The organism is Mycobacterium sp. 852014-52144_SCH5372336, from assembly GCF_001665615.1.
Lineage (GTDB): Bacteria > Actinomycetota > Actinomycetes > Mycobacteriales > Mycobacteriaceae > Mycobacterium > Mycobacterium neumannii_A.
The window spans coordinates 40202-57120 of the sequence record NZ_LZSW01000041.1 but is presented as its reverse complement, the minus strand read 5'-3'; the positions used below and the strand labels follow the sequence as shown (position 1 = coordinate 57120).

The following is a 16919-nucleotide window of genomic DNA, read 5'->3' as shown; positions in this document are numbered from 1 at the left end:
CCGCGCCTACAGTGATTCTGTGCTGCGGTCACGCAGGAGTGACTCCGATCGGCTATATGCCGCCGTCGCCCGGCTCGAGTTGCCCGAGGCGGTGTTCAAGACGTGCCCGTGGCAACCGCGTGAGCTCATAGCGGTCGGTCTGCGGCAGTGGCTGCGATGTTGCGCGCCTGCGCTACGTGACGACCAGGTGATCGGGATGCCCTCCCGCGCCGTCGACGAGGCATGGCACGGTCTGATCCTCTGCACCGCAAGGTATTCGACGTTCTGCACGGATGCATACGGCCGATTTCTACACCACCACCCCGACGGTGGTGCGCCCCCGAATGCTCTTGTCGACCCGCCGGGCGAACAGCTCCGCAGAACCGTCGTCGCGTGGTCGATGGTGGCGATGCCGGGCGAGAAGTGCGTCCTGTGGGATCTCGACGAGCGTGTCGGGGTGGACAAGCCATGGGGCGTCGATGCCGCCCTGGTCAGCACGGTCGAGTCGGCAGTGACCAATCGAAGCTGAGGTGAGACCAGCGGTGGCGGAGGGATTTGAACCCCCGGACGGTGTTAGCCGTCTCTCGCTTTCAAGGCGAGTGCATTAGGCCGCTCTGCCACGCCACCGCCGACAAGAGTACGGGGCGGCTCACACCGTCGCGACGGCGAATCCCCTCAGACGCGGCCGAGCTTGGCGTTCATCGACCCGTTCTTGAGCCCGACGCTGATCCGCCTGCAGTTCTCACCGATCGCCGCGACCTGGGGCCGCGACAGCCGGTCGAGAAAGTGCGCCCGCACGCTCTCGCCGTAGGTGACCATCGCGTCGCGTACCGCGGTCCGCCCCTCGTCGGTGATGCTGGCGAGCACGCCACGGCCGTCGTCGGGACTGGCTCCCCGGCGAACCAGGCCCTGCATCTCCAGGCGGCGGATCTGCCGGGTGACCCGGCTCGGCAACGACATCAAGCCCTCGGCGAGATCGCCCATGCGGGCCGATCCCGTCGGTGACTTGTCCAGGATGTCGAGCAGTCTGACGTCGTTGAGCGTCAGATGATGCTTATCCACCAGCGACCGATTCAAGGTCGCATACAGCCGGAGCGCGGCATCCAAAAAATTTTGCCAGGACCGCTGCTCCGCGATGTCCAGCCCCGGCATATCCCCCGCGGTACGACCCGCAATAATCCCCTCCATGCGGCCATAGTAAACGGCCATCACATTGCTGGCGACTAATTCGTGAGACTGTCGACGCAGGCTAGTAGCGTTATCGGGATGCATGCAATCGTCGCCGGCCCGGAGGGCCGATTGACCTGGCAAGAGGTTCCCGACATCACGCCGGACGAGGGCGAAATTCTGATCAAGGTCGCCTCTGCCGGCATCAATCGGGCCGACCTTTTGCAGGCCGTGGGCAAATACCCGCCGCCGCCGGGCGCCAGCGAAACCCTCGGCCTCGAAGTCTCGGGAACGGTCGCGGCGGTCGGCGAGAAGGCCTCCGATTGGACGGCCGGACAACAGGTCTGCGCGTTGCTGGCGGGCGGGGGCTACGCCGAGTATGTGGCTGTGCCGGCCGGGCAGGTGATGGCGGTTCCGGAGTCTGTGCCGCTGCACGAAGCTGCCGGTTTACCCGAGGTGGCCTGCACCGTGTGGTCGAACCTGGTGATGACCGCGGGCTTGACGGCGGGCCAGCTCGTCCTCATACACGGGGGTGCCAGCGGCATCGGCACCCACGCGATCCAGGTGGCCCGCGCGCTCGGCTGCCGCGTGGCGGTAACCGCCGGGTCCGCCCACAAGCTGGACCTGTGCGCCGAGCTCGGGGCCGAGGTGACGATCAACTACCGCGACGAGGACTTCGTCGAACGCGTCAGGGCCGAGGGCGGCGCCGACGTGATCCTCGACATCATGGGCGCGGCCTACCTCGACCGCAACATCGATGCGCTCGCCAACGACGGTCGGGTGGTGATCATCGGGATGCAGGGCGGTGTGAAGGCCGAACTCAACATCGGCAAGCTGCTCGGCAAGCGCGCGGGCGTCATCGCCACCGCTCTTCGCGCGCGCCCGGTGAGCGGCAAGGGGAGCAAGAGCGACGTCGTCGCCGCGGTGGTGGCCAACGTGTGGCCGATGATCGAACGCGGTGAGGTGGGCCCGATCATCGGTGCGGAGTACCCGGTGCAGGAAGCCGGGGCGGCGCACGAGCTTCTGCAGTCGGGCGAGGTATCGGGGAAAGTGCTTCTGCGCGTAGCGGATTAGCGCGGCCGTCAGCCCAGCGAAGCGAGCGCGCGCACCAGCTGATCGACCTCGGCGGTGGTCGTGTAGTGCGCCAGTCCGACCGTCACCGCGCCGCCGATGTCGTTGACGCCGATGACGTCCAGCACGCGCGAACTCGCATTCGATATCGCCAGGATGCCGTTGTCGGCCAGGCGCTGAACCACCCGCTCGGCGGGCACGCCGTTGACCGCGAAACTGAGCACGGGGATTCGCGATTCGGGCGCACCGATGACCATCACCGTCGACAGCGATCGCAGCGAGATCAGCAGATAGTCGAAAAGCCGGCTCATATAGGCGTTCGCGGAGTGCATCGAGATCGCGAGGCGTTCGCGGCGCGTACCGCGCGCGTTCTCGTCCAGGGACGCAAGGTACTCGATGCTGGCCACCACTCCGGCCAGCAGACCGAACTGGTGCGCGCCGACTTCGAGCCGCGCCGCTCCGCTTGCGTCCGGATCCAGCGATACCGAACCGAAGGAGTCGATGAGCGAGGGATCGCGAAAGACCAGGGCTCCGATGGGCGGACCGCCCCACGCCAATGCGTTGACCGCCACCACGTCCGCGTCGATCTCGTCGATGTCGATCAACTGGTAGGGCGCGGCCGCGGAGTGGTCGACGACCACCAGTGCGCCCTGATCGTGTGCCAGTTTCGTCACCGCGCGCAGGTCGGTCACGGTACCCAAAGTCGAAGAGGCAGAAGTGATTGCGACCAAGCGGGTCGGCTTGGTGACCAGGCTCTCCCATTGCCAGCTGGGCAGTTCGCCGGTCTCGATGTCGACCTCTGCCCACTTGACCTTGGCGCCATAGCGATTCGCGGCGCGCAGCCATGGCGCGATGTTCGCCTCGTCATCCAGACGGGTGACCACCACTTCGTAGCCGAGGCCGACACGCGACGACGACGCGTCCGCCAGCGAGGTCAGCAGGATCGCCCGGTCGGCGCCCAGAACCACACCGCGCGGATCGGCGTTGACCAGATCGGCCACGGCCAGCCGGGCGGCCTCCAGCACTGCGGCGCTGCGCTGCGCCGAGGGGTGCGGACCGACCGGGGTGGCCATCGACCCGCGGAACGCCGTGGACACCGCGCGGCCGACGGTGTCGGGCAACAACATGCCGTGCTGGGCGTCGAAACGCACCCACCCGTCGCCCAGAGAAGGGTGCAAACCGCGCACCCGGGCGACGTCGTATGCCATGCCAGCCCACCTTCGAGCATCCGTGAGTTCGCGAACCCACACGATTCTGGCCGATACTCGGCCCGACCCGCCATGTCGGACTGGGTCTGCTGGGCAGCCATACTAGTCCAGTGACCTTGGCGTTCGGAGTGCTAAACCCGTTGTCGTTGCTGCTCACGCCCGCCACTCCGCCAGAAGGCCGTGTCGAGTTAACTTGCCTGCATATTCGCGACGGTGGCCGCCGGTGAAGCCGTTTGCTGAGTTGCCGAAGTTGTTCGAGCGACCGGTTTGCGGTCACCGACCGGGGTTCGCCTGTGCGCAGCGTGGGGACCGCCCCGCGCACGACCCGACTAGTGTCGCTAGTTGGTTCGCGGTCGAAGGCAACGCGAGGCTTGCGCGACGAATGCCGTGGAGATTAGAGGGAACGCAGGGAGTATGACCGACGACGACAACATCGAGATCATCAGCGGAGCCGACACCGGAGCCGAGACCGACGAGGAAAAGGACGGCAGGTCGCTGACCGACCTCGTCGAGCAACCGGCGAAGGTGATGCGGATCGGCACCATGATCAAGCAGCTCCTCGAGGAGGTGCGCGCAGCTCCGCTCGACGAGGCCAGCCGCAATCGGCTCCGGGAGATCCACCGCACGAGCATCACCGAACTCGAGGACGGCCTGGCCCCCGAGTTGCGCGACGAGCTCGAGCGGCTCACGCTGCCGTTCACCGAAGAGGCCGTACCCTCGGACGCCGAGCTGCGCATCGCGCAGGCCCAGCTGGTGGGCTGGCTGGAGGGCCTGTTTCACGGCATCCAGACCGCGCTGTTCGCCCAGCAGATGGCGGCGCGACAGCAGCTGGAGCAGATGCGGGGCCAAGGCGCGCTGCCACCGGGAGTGGCGATACGCGGCGGCGGTCCGTCGCATCCGGGGACCGGGCAGTACCTGTAGGGGCATGCGTTGGTCCCACATATCGAGACCCGCAACGCGTGGGTGGAGTTCCCGATCTTCGATGCGAAGTCACGCTCGCTGAAGAAGGCCTTCCTCGGTAAGGCCGGCGGCGCGATCGGGCGCAACGACTCCAACGTCGTGGTCATCGAGGCGCTGCGGGACATCACCATGTCGCTGGAACTCGGCGACCGGGTGGGTCTGGTGGGGCACAACGGTGCGGGCAAGTCGACGCTGCTGCGCCTGCTGTCGGGTATCTACGAGCCCACCCGGGGGGTGGCGACCGTGAGCGGCCGGGTGGCGCCGGTGTTCGACCTCGGCGTCGGGATGGACCCGGAGATCTCCGGCTTCGAGAACATCATCATCCGCGGCCTGTTCCTGGGACAGACGCGCAAGCAGATGATGGCCAAGATCGACGAGATCGCCGAGTTCACCGAGCTCGGGGACTACCTGTCGATGCCGTTGCGCACCTACTCCACCGGTATGCGCGTGCGTCTGGCGATGGGCGTGGTGACCAGCATCGACCCCGAGATCCTGCTGCTCGACGAGGGTATCGGCGCGGTCGACGCCGAGTTCCTGAAGAAGGCGCAGACCCGGTTGGCCGAACTCGTCGCGCGCTCCGGGATCCTGGTGTTCGCCAGCCACTCCAATGAGTTTCTGGCCCGGCTGTGCAACACCGCGATGTGGATCGACCACGGCACGATCAAGATGACCGGCGGCATCGAGGACGTCGTGCGGGCCTATGAGGGCGAGGACGCCGCCCGGCATGTCAGGGAAGTGCTCGAAGAGACGCGCCAGGGATGACGGCCGACGAGGGCTTGCCCGAGGAGCCGACCAGCCCCGTCATCTGCGCGGTGGTGGTCACCCATCGTCGTCCCGACGACCTGGCGAAGTCACTGGAGTCGGTGGCGGCCCAGACCCGCGCGCCCGACCACCTGATCGTCGTCGACAACGACGACGATTACCGCGTCGCCGAACTGGTTGCCGGACAACCCATCCCCACCACCTATCTCGGATCACGCCGGAACCTGGGCGGTGCGGGCGGTTTCGCGTTGGGCATGCTGCATGCTCTGGCGCTCGGCGCGGACTGGGTGTGGTTGGCCGACGACGACGGCCGCCCGGCCGACTCGGAGGTGCTGGGCACGCTGATCGCATGCGCCGCGCGCCACGGACTTGCCGAGGTGTCGCCGATGGTCTGCGACATGAACGATCCCGGGCGGCTGGCCTTCCCCCTGCGTCGCGGACTGGTGTGGCGTCGCCGTGTCGACGAGTTACGCACCGAGTCCGCTTCAGTGGGGGCACCTCCCGCTTGCGGGGGACTGTTGCCGGGCATCGCATCACTGTTCAACGGTGCGCTGTTCGCCGCGTCGACGCTGGAGGCGACCGGCGTGCCCGATCTGCGCCTGTTCGTGCGCGGCGACGAGACCGAAATACACCGCAGGCTGGTGCGCTCCGGGTTACCGTTCGGCACCTGCCTCGACGCGGTGTACCTGCATCCGCAGGGCGGTGACGAGTTCAAACCGATCCTCGGCGGCCGAATGCACACGCAGTTTCCGGAAAACGCTGCCAAGCGCTTCTATACCTACCGCAACCGCGGATATCTGCTGTCCCAGCCCGGGCTGCGTCGTCTGCAGTTGCAGGAGTGGGCGCGCTTCGGTTGGTTTTTCCTGGTGTCGCGCCGCGACCCCGCCGGGTTGATGGAGTGGATTCGGTTGCGGCGCATGGGCCGCAAGGAGAGGTTCGGGAGGCTTCAGCCGTGACGTTCACCGATGCCGCTGCGCAGTCGAAGACCATGCGCCGGGCCTGGGGCGACCTGGTTGCCGGCTTCGGCAAGCACGAACTGTGGTTGCACCTCGGCTGGCAGGACATCAAACAGCGCTACCGCCGCTCGGTTCTCGGCCCGTTCTGGATCACGATCGCCACCGGTGCCACCGCTGTCGCCATGGGGCTGCTCTACTCGAAACTGTTCAAACTCGAGCTGTCCGAACATCTTCCGTACGTCACCCTCGGTCTGATCGTGTGGAACCTGATCAACGCGGCGATCCTGGAGGGCGCCGACGTGTTCGTCGCCAACGAGGGTCTGATCAAACAGTTGCCGACTCCGCTGTCGGTGCACGTCTACCGGTTGGTGTGGCGACAGATGATCCTGTTCGCCCACAACATGATCATCTTCGTGATCATCGCGATGATCTATCCCAAGCCGTGGAAGTGGACGGACCTGGCGGTCATCCCGGCGCTGGGTCTGATCGTGCTCAACTGCATCTGGGTGGCGTTGTGCTTCGGCATCCTGGCCACCCGCTACCGCGACATCAGCCCGCTGCTCGTCAGCCTGGTGCAGTTGCTGTTCTTCATGACCCCGATCATCTGGAACGAGTCCACCCTGCGACAGCAGGGCGCCGAGCAGTACACCAAGATCGTCGAGCTCAATCCGCTGCTGCACTATCTCGACATCGTGCGGGCCCCGCTGCTCGGCGCCGACCAGGAACTGCGCCACTGGGTGGTGGTGATCGTGCTGACCGTGGTCGGCTGGACCTTCGCGGCGTTCGCCATGCGGCAGTACCGCGGCCGTGTCGCCTACTGGGTGTAGCTTGCTCGCCGCGGAACTCAGGCGTCGCTCGCGACCGTTATGCGGATATGAGCATCCCGCCATATCAGCCGCCGTCGTCCACGCCGTCCGCACCGACGAGCACGCTGACCTGCCCGAAGTGCGCGGGCTCGATGCGGACCTACGAACGCAACGGCATCCACTTGGAGCAGTGTGACACCTGTCGCGGCATCTTCCTCGACTTCGGCGAACTCGAGTCGCTGACTCAGATGGAGAACCGGTTCGTGCAGGCCGCACCGCCTCCGCCACCTGCCCAGCCGGGATACGGATATGGCCCGGGCTGGGGCCATCGCGGCAACAAGTACTACCGTAAACAGGGGTTCGGCCGGCTGTTCTTCTCGAGCTAGCCCATCCGCGCGCAGGCCGCCACCAACAGTTCGTCGTCAGGATGGTGGGCCGCCGCCTGCACCACGGCCGCGCGCGCGTACGCGTCGAGCACCGGCCACGGGTCTCCATCGGGCAGCGCGGGGCCGCCTGCGGCGCGATAGGCATCGACGAAGCTGTGCCAGTCGGCGTCCGGGATCAGTCCTGCCGCCCAGAATCCGGCCGGTCGAGCCAGGTCCCACGCCGGATCGCCGGCACCCAGGTCGTCGACGTCGAGAAGAATCCAGGGCCCGTCTGCGTGCGGGCGCGCGAGTTGACCCAGATGCCAGTCGCCGTGCACCAACGTGTGCGGACGGTCCGGTGAGCCCGGTCGCCACACCGCGTCGGGCAGGGCGGCCGCGGCCCGTCGCACCGTCGGATCGCCGTCGGAGCGCAGCACGTCGACCGCGCGCCGCAGCCGTTGCGGCCAGCCGTGCGGGGGCACTCGCGACGACCATGGCTCCCGGTGCAGCCGGGCCAGCAGCTGTCCGGCTTCCGACCACGGCACCGACTCTGGTTGCGGGGCAAGGGGTTGCACGCGCGGCCACCGACTGCGCCAGCGCGCTGCGACCGGCTCGGGAACCGTCGACAGCGGCGAGAGAAGGCAATCCGAGCCCGCAGCGATGCCGAGTCGGACCGTCAGTGCCCGCGGATTGGTACCCGGCCGGTGCAGCTTGTAGACGACGTCGCCGTCGACGACGATCTCTGCACCGGACCGGGTCTGCACACCTGAAACCTAGCGACGTGACGGCTGCACATGCCGCTAAGCTGCCCGGGTGGCCGAGCCCCCGATGCAGCCGACCCTGAGCCTGGGCACCCAGATCTGGCGGTTCATCGTCACCGGTGGTTTCTCCGCGATCGTCGACTTCGGCCTGTACGTCGCCCTGCTCGCCGCCGGTCTGCACGTCAACGTAGCCAAGACGCTCAGCTTCATCGCGGGCACCACCACGGCATATCTGATCAACCGCCGGTGGACCTTTCAGGCGCCGCCGAGCACCGCGCGGTTCATCGCGGTGTGTGCGCTCTATGCGGTGACCTACGCCGCGCAGGTCGGCATCAACTACGTGCTGTACGTGGCGTGGGACGACAAACCGTGGCGGGTGCCGGTCGCGTTCGTCATCGCCCAGGGCACGGCGACGGTGATCAATTTCGTCGTCCAGCGTGCGGTCATCTTCCGCCTGCACTGACGCGACACCGCTGCCGGCCGCGTGATATCCAGCGGTCATGGCGCCGGCTGTCCGCACGGTACCCTCGTCACGATGTCCGAGAACTTACCGACGACCTCGCGTGCCCTGACCGGCTTCGGTCGCACGGCACCGTCGGTCGCTCAGGTGCTGAGCACGCCGGACGTCGACGTGATCGCCGCTGCGGTCCGTGAGGCCGCCGACCGCAGCGCATCCAGCCCGTCGTTCCTGCACCGGGGCGTCCTCGCCCGCGGCCTGGGTCGCTCCTACGGCGATCAGGCATGCAACGGCGGTGGCCTGGTCGTGGACATGACCGCGCTGCACAAGGTCCACTCGATCAGCGCCGAGACGGCCGTGGCCGACGTCGATGCGGGCGTCAGCCTCGACCACCTGATGAAGGCCGCGCTGCCGTTCGGGCTGTGGGTACCGGTGCTGCCGGGCACGCGGCAGGTCACCGTCGGCGGCGCGATCGCCTCCGACATCCACGGCAAGAACCACCACAGTGCAGGCAGCTTCGGCAATCACGTGCTGTCGATGGACCTGCTGATGGCCGACAGCGAGGTTCGTACCCTCACCCCCGACGGGCCGGACGCCGAACTGTTCTGGGCGACGGTCGGCGGTAACGGGCTCACCGGGATCGTGGTGCGCGCCCGAATCGCGATGACGCGCACGGAAACCGCGTACTTCATCGCCGACGGTGTGTCCACCAGCGACCTGGACGAGACCGTCGCCGTGCACCTCGATGGCAGCGAGGACCGCTACACCTACTCCAGCGCGTGGTTCGACCTGATCAGCCCGCCGCCGAAACTCGGAAGGGCCGCGATCAGCCGTGGCAGCCTCGCGACGCTCGATCAGCTTCCTCCGAAGCTGGCCAAGGATCCGCTGAAGTTCGATGCGCCACAACTACTTTCGGTGCCGGATATCTTCCCGGTCAGCGCCATGAACAAGCTCTCGTTCATGGCGATCGGCGAGGTGTACTACCGGCTCGGCGGCACCTACACCGGCAAGATCATGAACTTGTCGCAGTTTTACCACATGCTGGATCTGGTCAGCGGGTGGAACAACGCTTACGGCCCAGCGGGTTTCGCGCAGCACCAGTTCCTGGTTCCGCCCGATGCGCTCGAGGAGTTCAAGTCCATCATCCGCTGGATTCAGACGCGCGGGCACTATTCGGCACTGAACGTGTTCAAACTGTTCGGTCCCGGTAACCGCGCGCCGCTGAGCTTTCCGATGGCGGGATGGAACGTGGCGATGGACTTCCCGAACAAGCCCGGTGTCAACGAATTCCTCAACGAGCTCGATGAGCGGGTCATGGAGTTCGGCGGCCGGGTGTACACCGCGAAGGACTCCCGGGTCAGCGCGGAGCGGTTCCACAAGATGTATCCGAGGATCGACGAGTGGATTGCCGTGCGCCGCAAGGCCGACCCGAACGGCGTCTTCGCATCCGACATGGCACGACGCTTGGAGCTCCTGTAGATGGTTCTCGACGCTGTAGGTAACCCCCAGACCATCCTGCTGCTCGGCGGGACATCGGAGATCGGGCTGGCGATCTGCGAGCGCTACCTGCGCAACGCGCATGCCCGCATCATCCTTGCGGACCTGCCGAATCACCCCCGCAAGGACGAGGCGATCGCGGCGATGACGGCCGCGGGGGCCAAGTCCGTCGAATGGATCGACTTCGACGGCGCCGACACCGCCGGGCATCGCGCCGTGATCGACAAGGCCTGGGGCGGCGATGATGTCGATGTCGCGATCGTCGCCTTCGGGCTGCTCGGCGACGCCGAGGAGCTGTGGCAGAACCAGTCCAAGGCCGTGCAGGTCGCCCAGATCAACTACACCGCAGCGGTTTCGGTCGGCGTGCTGATCGGCGAGAAGATGCGCGCCCAGGGCTTCGGGCAGATCATCGCGATGAGTTCAGCGGCCGGTGAGCGGGTGCGGCGGTCCAACTTCGTGTACGGGTCGACCAAGGCCGGCTTGGACGGTTTCTACCTCGGCCTCGGAGAGGCGTTGCGGGAGCACGGAGTTCGAGTGTTGGTGATCCGGCCCGGTCAGGTGCGCACCACGACCACCATCGAGCACTGGAAGGCCACCGGCGCGAAGGAAGCGCCGTTCACCGTCGACAAGGAAGACGTCGCCGAACTGGCCGTCACGGCGGCAGCCAAAGGCAAGGAACTGGTATGGGCGCCGGGAGCGTTCCGGTACGTGATGATGGTGTTGCGCCACATCCCGCGGCCGATCTTCCGCAAGCTACCCATCTGATGCGCGGCGGCGCGCGGGCCCTGCCGATCAAGGTCGCCGGCCAGATGGTGGCGGCCGCCGCGGTGGCGATCGTCGTCGCGGTGGTCTCGCTGGCCGCGATCGCGCGCGTGGAGTGGCCCGCCTACAACTCGTCCAATCAACTGCACGCGCTGACCACGGTGGGCCAGTTCGCCTGTCTGGCAGGGTTGTTGGTGAGCGGATGGGTCTGGCGGCGCGGCCGGCAGCTGCTCGCGAAGGTGGGGGCGACGCTGTTCCTGTCGGCGTTCTCGGTGGTGACGCTGGCGATGCCGCTCGGTGCGACGAGGCTGTATTTGTACGGCATCTCGGTCGATCAGCAGTTCCGCACCGAGTACCTCACCCGGCTCGCCGACAGCGCCGCGCTGCGCGATATGACCTACATGGGTCTGCCGCCGTTCTATCCACCGGGCTGGTTCTGGATCGGGGGCCGCCTGGCCGCGCTGACCGGAACTCCGGCGTGGGAGATGTTCAAACCGTGGGCGATCATGTCGATCACCGCCGCGATCGCGGTGGCGTTCGTGTTGTGGGCAGCCATGATTCGCTTCGAGTACGCGCTCATCGTGACCACCGCCACCGCCGCGGCCACGCTCGCATACTCACCGGCCGAGCCCTACGCCGCGATCATCTGCGTACTGCTGCCGCCGGTGTTCGTGCTCGCGTGGTCAGGTCTGCGCGGGGGTGACCCGGATGGGGTGGCGGGCGGGAGGACGCGAGCCGGCTGGCCCGCCGTCATCGGCACCGGCCTCTTCCTCGGCGGCGCCGCGCTGTCCTACACGCTGCTGTTCGCCTACGCGGCATTCACATTGGCGATCATGGGGGTGCTTCTGGCCGTCGCGCGCAGACGCATCGAACCGCTGCTGCGGCTGGTGGTCATCGCGGTCATCTCGGGCGCCATCGCGCTGATCGGCTGGGCGCCGTACCTTCTGGCGGCGTTCTCCGGCGAGCCCGCCGACTCCGGTACCGCGCAGCACTATCTGCCGACCGACGGCGCGCAGCTGGAGTTCCCGATGCTGCACTTCACACTGCTGGGAGCGCTGTGCATGCTCGGCACGCTGTGGCTGGTCTGGCGCGCGCGCTCCTCCACCAGGGCCGGCGCTCTGGCGATCGCGGTGCTCGCCGTCTACGCCTGGTCGCTGCTGTCGATGCTGACCACGCTGGTGGGCACCACATTGTTGTCGTTCCGACTGAATCCGACGCTGACCGTGCTGCTGACGGCCGCAGGTGCCTTCGGCTTCATCGAGGTCACCCGGGCCGTCGCGGCGCGGGTGCGACCCGAGAACGCGCGCCGCGTCGTCGCCGCGGCGGCCACGCTGGGCGCCATCGGCGCCGTCACCTACAGCCAGGACATCCCCGACGTGCTGCGGTCCGACATCGTGGTCGCCTATACCGATACCGACGGCTACGGTCAGCGCGCGGACCGGCGACCGCCCGGCGCCGAGCGCTACTACCGCGAGATCGACGCCAGGATCACCGAGGTGACCGGTCGTCCCCGTGACGAGACCGTCGTGCTGACCGCCGACTACAGCTTCCTGTCTTATTACCCCTATTACGGCTTTCAGGGCTTGACCTCGCACTACGCCAACCCCCTCGCGCAGTTCGAGAAGCGTGCCGAGGCCATCGAGAGCTGGGCCACGCTGACCGACGCCGACCAGTTCATCGAGGCACTCGACACGCTGCCGTGGGAGCCGCCGACGGTGTTTCTGATGCGCCGCGGCGCCGACGACACCTATACGTTGCGGTTGGCCTCCGACGTATATCCGAACCAGCCCAATGTGCGCCGCTACCACGTCGCCCTCGACGAGGCGTTGTTCGACGACCCCCGCTTCGAGGTCTCCAGCATCGGACCGTTCGTGTTGGCGATCCGCAAGCCCAATTAAGATCGAACCCCGTGGTCGGTGAAGCCGGTGTCGGGTCGAACCATCGGACGGTGCGGCTCATCGCCATCGTCGCGGGGTTGCTCGGCGCACTGCTGGCCATCGCGACGCCGTTGATGCCGGTCACGCAGACCACCGCCGAATTGAACTGGCCGCAGAACGGCGTGCTGCGCAGCGTGGACGCCCCGCTCATCGGCTACGTCGCGACCGACCTGGAGATCTCAGTGCCGTGTCGCGCGGCGGCCGGCCTGACCGGTCCCGGTAGCCAGGGCCGCACGGTGCTGTTGTCGACCGTGCCCAAACAGGCACCCAAGGCCATCGACCGCGGCCTGCTCATCGAGCGGGTCAACGACGACCTGCTGGTGATCGTGCGCAACACCCCAGTAGTCAGCGCGCCGCTGGATCAGGTGCTCAGCCCGCAGTGCCAACGGCTGACCTTCACCGCGCACGCCGACAAGGTGACCGGCGAGTTCGTCGGCCTAGTCCAGGGTCCGGGACGGATTCCGAACGACGACCCCGGTGAACCGCTGCGCGGTGAGCGCGGCGGCTACGACTTCCGCCCCCAGATCGTCGGCGTCTTCACCGACCTCAGCGGTCCGGCGCCCCCGGGTCTGGAGTTCTCCGCGACGCTCGACACCCGCTACAGCACGTCGCCGACGCTGCTCAAAACCCTGGCGATGATCATCGGGGTGGCGATGACCGTCATCGCCCTGGTCGCGCTTCATCTTCTCGACATCGCCGACGGCCGCGGCGTCAGACGGTTCCTGCCCCCGCGGTGGTGGACGCTGCGACCGCTCGACGGCGTCGTGACCGCGGTGCTGGTGTGGTGGCACTTCGTCGGCGCCAACACCGCCGACGACGGCTACATCCTGACGATGGCGCGGGTCTCCGAGCACGCCGGCTACATGGCGAACTACTACCGGTGGTTCGGCACGCCGGAGGCGCCCTTCGGCTGGTACTACGACCTGCTGGCGCTGTGGGCCCACGTCAGCACGCACAGCGTGTGGATGCGCCTGCCGACGCTGGTGATGGCGCTGGCGTGCTGGTGGGTCATCAGCCGTGAGGTGATCCCGCGCCTGGGCCACGCCGCGAAGAAGACACCTGCGGCGGCGTGGACGGCGGCGGGCCTGTTCCTGGCGTTCTGGCTGCCGCTGAACAACGGGCTGCGCCCCGAACCGATCATCGCGCTCGGCATCCTTCTCACCTGGTGCTCGGTCGAGCGGGGTGTGGCCACCAGCAGGCTGCTGCCCGTGGCGATCGCGATCATCATCGGTGCGCTCACGCTGTTCTCCGGGCCGACGGGCATCGCCGCCGTGGGCGCACTACTGGTGGCCGTCGGGCCACTGAAAACCATTGTCGCCGCGCATGTCTCACGCTTCGGCTATCTGGCGTTGCTGGCGCCGATCCTGGCCGCGGCCACCGTCACGATCATCCTGATCTTCCGGGACCAGACGCTGGCCTCCGAGATGCAGGCCAGCACCTTCAAGTCCGCGGTCGGGCCGAGCCTGAGCTGGTTCGACGAGCACATCCGCTACGAGCGGTTGTTCACGCTGAGCCCCGACGGTTCGGTGGCGCGCCGGTTCGCGGTGCTGACACTGTTGCTGGCGCTGGCCGTTGCGGTCGCGATGTCGTTGCGCAAGTTCAAGATTCCCGGCACGGCATTGGGGCCCAGCCGTCGCATCATCGGCATCACGGTCATCTCGTTTTTCGCCATGATGTTCACGCCGACCAAGTGGACCCATCACTTCGGGGTCTTCGCCGGGCTGGCCGGCTCGTTGGGCGCGCTGGCCGCCGTCGCCGTCACCGCCACGGCGATGCGCTCGCGGCGCAACCGCTCGGTGTTCGGCGCCGCGGTCCTGTTCGCGATGGCGCTGTCGTTCGCCACCGTCAACGGCTGGTGGTACGTGTCGAACTTCGGTGTGCCGTGGTCGAACGCCATGCCGGAGTGGAAGTTCGGCTTCTCGACGATCCTGCTCGGGCTGGCCGTGCTGGCCCTGATCGCCGCGGCGTGGTTCCACTTCTCCGGGCGCGACTCGTCGCCACCCGGACCGCAGCGGCGCTGGCAGCGAATGTTGCAGGCGCCGTTGGCCATCGCCACATGGCTGCTCGTGGTTTTCGAGGTGCTCTCGCTGACGCTGGCCATGATCGACCAGTACCCGGCCTGGAGCGTCGGCCGATCCAACCTCGAAGCCCTGACCGGCAAAACGTGCGGGATGGCCGAGGACGTCCTCGTCGAGGAGGACCCCAACGTCGGCATGCTGAGGCCGATCGGTACTCCCGTCGGTGAGGCGCTCAGCGCAGGCACCGCGCAGGGGTTCAACCCCAACGGGATACCCAGTGACGTCTCCGCCGACGAGACGATGAGCGGTCAGGGCACCTCGAGCAACTTCGCCGATACCGACAACGAAGACGACCAAGCTGGAAACGGTGGGACCGAGGGCGGCACGACGGCCGCCGCCGGTGTCAACGGTTCACGGGCCCGGCTGCCCTACAAACTCGATCCGGCCACCACCCCGGTGATGGGCAGCTGGCGGGCCGGCACGCAGCAGCCCGCGCAGTTGCGCTCGGCGTGGTACCAACTGCCTTCCCGCGACGACGCCGGCCCGCTGCTGGTCATCTCGGCGGCCGGCCGGTTCGACGCGGGTGAGGTCACGGTGCAGTGGGCGACCGACGAGCAGGCCGCCGCCGACGAGCCCGGGGGTGGGATCGGGTTCGCCGACGTCGGCTCCTCCCCCGCATGGCGCAACCTGCGGGCGCCGCTGTCCGCGATACCGCCCGAAGCCACTCAGATCCGACTGGTGGCCTCCGACGAAGACCTCGACCCGCAGCACTGGACTGCGGTGACGCCGCCGCGGATCCCGGAATTACGCACGCTGCAGGACGTCGTCGGGTCGTCGGATCCGGTGCTACTGGACTGGCTGGTCGGGTTGGCGTTCCCCTGCCAGCGGCCGTTCGGCCACCAGAACGGCGTCGTCGAGGTGCCCAAGTGGCGGATCCTGCCCGACCGGTTCGGGGCCGAGGCGAACTCCCCGGTGATGGACTACCTCGGCGGCGGGCCGCTCGGCATCACCGAACTGCTGGTGCGGGCCACGACGGTGCCGACGTATCTGGACGACGACTGGTTCCGGGACTGGGGCTCGCTGCAGCAGCTCACGCCGTGGTACCCGAACGCCGCGGAGGCCCGCCTGGACCTGGGCACGGCGACGCGCAGCGGGTTGTGGAGCCCGGCGCCGCTGCGCCTGTCCTGAGCTGCGGGCCTTAACTGGTTGGTCGCACCCACCTGGTGCGTGGGATCAACCCGTTAGAGCGATCGCGGGACGACAGGTCGAGCAGCTTCGCGGCCGACCGGTCCAGCCGCGGCGGCGGAACAGGTCGCCGATCAGTAGAGCCGTGCGGCACGCGCCGCCGAAGACGAGTCCATAGGTGACCCTGATCGTGACGAGGTCCGACCGGCTCAGCTCTGCGAGGTCACGCAGCGCATCCCGATCGCGATCGCGCGGTGACTCGTGAATCGCGCGACCGTCCAGCTCGACGACGACTCCCTGGCGCTTGTAGCGCACATCCTGGAATGTCGACCGGCCGGTCGCGGTGCTGCGGATCTGGCGCTCCCCTCGCGGCAGCCCGTGCGCCCGCTCGACTCGATGCAGGTAGCCACGCTCCAGCACCGAACACGCGCCGTCGCGGACGTCGGTGAGCATCGCCTCCACCGTCCGCCGACCCGCGACACGGCGGCGTGAAGGGTCTGCAGGATGCGCTGGGGGGTGGTGCGCCGCGCGGCACCCACCCGCGCCAATACGGCGAAGGCGGCGGCGACATCTTCGTCGCGAAGTTCACTGCTGATCACGTCGATCAGTGCGTGTTCCAAGCGGATCGCCGGCGGGCTGCGGTCGAGATCGGCGCGCTGAGCGAAATCCGGCATTCGATGCAGCACCACCCGTCGCAGTGGCCGCAAATTGCGCGACGGGTCGACGGCGACGTGCACGACGGTCATCGGCGGATCGGGCAGCGCCGACGCGTGGGCCAGCGCGGCGGGCCAGAATGCCAGCACCGCGGCCCAGTGGCGCTGCGTCTGCGTGAGGCGGCCGCTGTGATTCACGTAGACGCCGCGCTCGAGCGGTATCAACTCGCGACGGCGTACCAGTCTGGCGATATCGAAGTCGCTACCACCGGCGGCCAGTACCTGGCGGCGAGCGACGACTCCGTCCTGCGCGACAGTGAGGTCCGCGACATGTCCGAGGTGCCAGCGCGTCACGCAAATAAGCGTGAACGAGAC

Annotated in this window: 16 protein-coding genes and 1 tRNA gene; 12 read left to right on the top strand and 5 right to left on the bottom strand. The window is 67.7% G+C overall.

Annotated features, from left to right (window positions below):
- Positions 1 to 19: 19 nt before the first annotated feature.
- Positions 20 to 508 carry a hypothetical protein gene (locus A5759_RS08490; RefSeq protein WP_082962053.1) on the top strand — a complete coding sequence of 163 codons (489 nt, stop codon included), beginning with the start codon at positions 20 to 22 and terminating at the stop codon, positions 506 to 508.
- 11 nt (positions 509 to 519) lie between these two features.
- Here A5759_RS08490 and A5759_RS08485 read toward each other — a convergent pair.
- Both A5759_RS08485 and A5759_RS08480 read right to left on the bottom strand, forming a co-directional pair.
- Positions 520 to 606, bottom strand: a tRNA-Ser gene (locus A5759_RS08485).
- 48 nt (positions 607 to 654) lie between these two features.
- Positions 655 to 1167 carry a MarR family winged helix-turn-helix transcriptional regulator gene (locus A5759_RS08480; RefSeq protein ID WP_064394906.1) on the bottom strand — a complete coding sequence of 171 codons (513 nt, stop codon included), beginning with the start codon at positions 1165 to 1167 and terminating at the stop codon, positions 655 to 657.
- A 78-nt stretch (positions 1168 to 1245) separates the two neighbouring features.
- Here A5759_RS08480 and A5759_RS08475 point away from each other — a divergent pair, with 78 nt between their 5' ends.
- A complete protein-coding gene (locus tag A5759_RS08475; RefSeq protein ID WP_068196212.1) occupies positions 1246 to 2220 on the top strand; it encodes an NAD(P)H-quinone oxidoreductase in 975 nt (324 codons plus the stop codon).
- A gap of 8 nt (positions 2221 to 2228) precedes the next feature.
- On the opposite strand, the gene A5759_RS08470 is transcribed toward A5759_RS08475, so the two are convergent.
- The gene (locus A5759_RS08470; RefSeq protein WP_068196209.1) at positions 2229 to 3425 is read right to left on the bottom strand and encodes a cysteine desulfurase-like protein; all 1197 of its coding nucleotides are present in this window, start codon (positions 3423 to 3425) and stop codon (positions 2229 to 2231) included.
- 414 nt (positions 3426 to 3839) lie between these two features.
- Here A5759_RS08470 and A5759_RS08465 point away from each other — a divergent pair, with 414 nt between their 5' ends.
- The 5 genes from A5759_RS08465 to A5759_RS08445 are packed head-to-tail and all read left to right on the top strand — an operon-like array spanning position 3840 to position 7295.
- Complete coding sequence (locus tag A5759_RS08465; RefSeq protein ID WP_064394860.1) at positions 3840 to 4346, top strand: bacterial proteasome activator family protein; 507 nt, start codon at positions 3840 to 3842, stop codon at positions 4344 to 4346.
- Positions 4347 to 4355: 9 nt separating this feature from the next.
- The gene (locus A5759_RS08460) at positions 4356 to 5147 is read left to right on the top strand and encodes an ABC transporter ATP-binding protein (protein ID WP_064394861.1); all 792 of its coding nucleotides are present in this window, start codon (positions 4356 to 4358) and stop codon (positions 5145 to 5147) included.
- Positions 5144 to 6103, top strand: coding sequence for a glycosyltransferase (locus tag A5759_RS08455; RefSeq protein WP_064418456.1), 960 nt, complete (start codon positions 5144 to 5146; stop codon positions 6101 to 6103). Before A5759_RS08460 ends, A5759_RS08455 begins: the two co-directional genes overlap by 4 nt.
- Complete coding sequence (locus tag A5759_RS08450; protein WP_064394863.1) at positions 6100 to 6930, top strand: ABC transporter permease; 831 nt, start codon at positions 6100 to 6102, stop codon at positions 6928 to 6930. The genes A5759_RS08455 and A5759_RS08450 overlap by 4 nt, the downstream gene beginning before the upstream one ends.
- Positions 6931 to 6977: 47 nt before the next feature.
- Positions 6978 to 7295, top strand: coding sequence for a zf-TFIIB domain-containing protein (locus A5759_RS08445; RefSeq protein ID WP_068196206.1), 318 nt, complete (start codon positions 6978 to 6980; stop codon positions 7293 to 7295).
- Here the strand turns inward: A5759_RS08445 and A5759_RS08440 are convergent.
- The gene (locus tag A5759_RS08440; protein ID WP_068196203.1) at positions 7292 to 8038 is read right to left on the bottom strand and encodes a phosphotransferase family protein; all 747 of its coding nucleotides are present in this window, start codon (positions 8036 to 8038) and stop codon (positions 7292 to 7294) included. The genes A5759_RS08445 and A5759_RS08440 overlap by 4 nt on opposite strands.
- 64 nt (positions 8039 to 8102) lie before the next feature.
- Here A5759_RS08440 and A5759_RS08435 point away from each other — a divergent pair, with 64 nt between their 5' ends.
- The 5 genes from A5759_RS08435 (at position 8103) to A5759_RS08415 (ending at position 15894) form a co-directional block, all read left to right on the top strand.
- Entirely contained in the window at positions 8103 to 8498 is a 396-nt protein-coding gene (locus tag A5759_RS08435; protein WP_064425864.1) for a GtrA family protein, read from the top strand.
- A gap of 72 nt (positions 8499 to 8570) precedes the next feature.
- Positions 8571 to 9971 carry an FAD-binding oxidoreductase gene (locus A5759_RS08430; RefSeq protein ID WP_068196198.1) on the top strand — a complete coding sequence of 467 codons (1401 nt, stop codon included), beginning with the start codon at positions 8571 to 8573 and terminating at the stop codon, positions 9969 to 9971.
- Positions 9972 to 10754: a decaprenylphospho-beta-D-erythro-pentofuranosid-2-ulose 2-reductase gene (locus tag A5759_RS08425; protein WP_064425847.1), complete on the top strand. Its 783-nt coding sequence runs from the start codon at positions 9972 to 9974 to the stop codon at positions 10752 to 10754.
- Positions 10754 to 12649 (top strand): galactan 5-O-arabinofuranosyltransferase, encoded by a 1896-nt coding sequence (locus A5759_RS08420; RefSeq protein ID WP_068196194.1) that lies wholly within the window; start codon positions 10754 to 10756, stop codon positions 12647 to 12649. Before A5759_RS08425 ends, A5759_RS08420 begins: the two co-directional genes overlap by 1 nt.
- 11 nt (positions 12650 to 12660) lie before the next feature.
- A complete protein-coding gene (locus tag A5759_RS08415) occupies positions 12661 to 15894 on the top strand; it encodes an arabinosyltransferase domain-containing protein (RefSeq protein ID WP_064394869.1) in 3234 nt (1077 codons plus the stop codon).
- Between the two features lie 206 nt (positions 15895 to 16100).
- Here A5759_RS08415 and A5759_RS08410 read toward each other — a convergent pair whose 3' ends face one another.
- Complete coding sequence (locus tag A5759_RS08410; RefSeq protein WP_231984597.1) at positions 16101 to 16898, bottom strand: hypothetical protein; 798 nt, start codon at positions 16896 to 16898, stop codon at positions 16101 to 16103.
- Between the last annotated feature and the right edge of the window lie 21 nt (positions 16899 to 16919).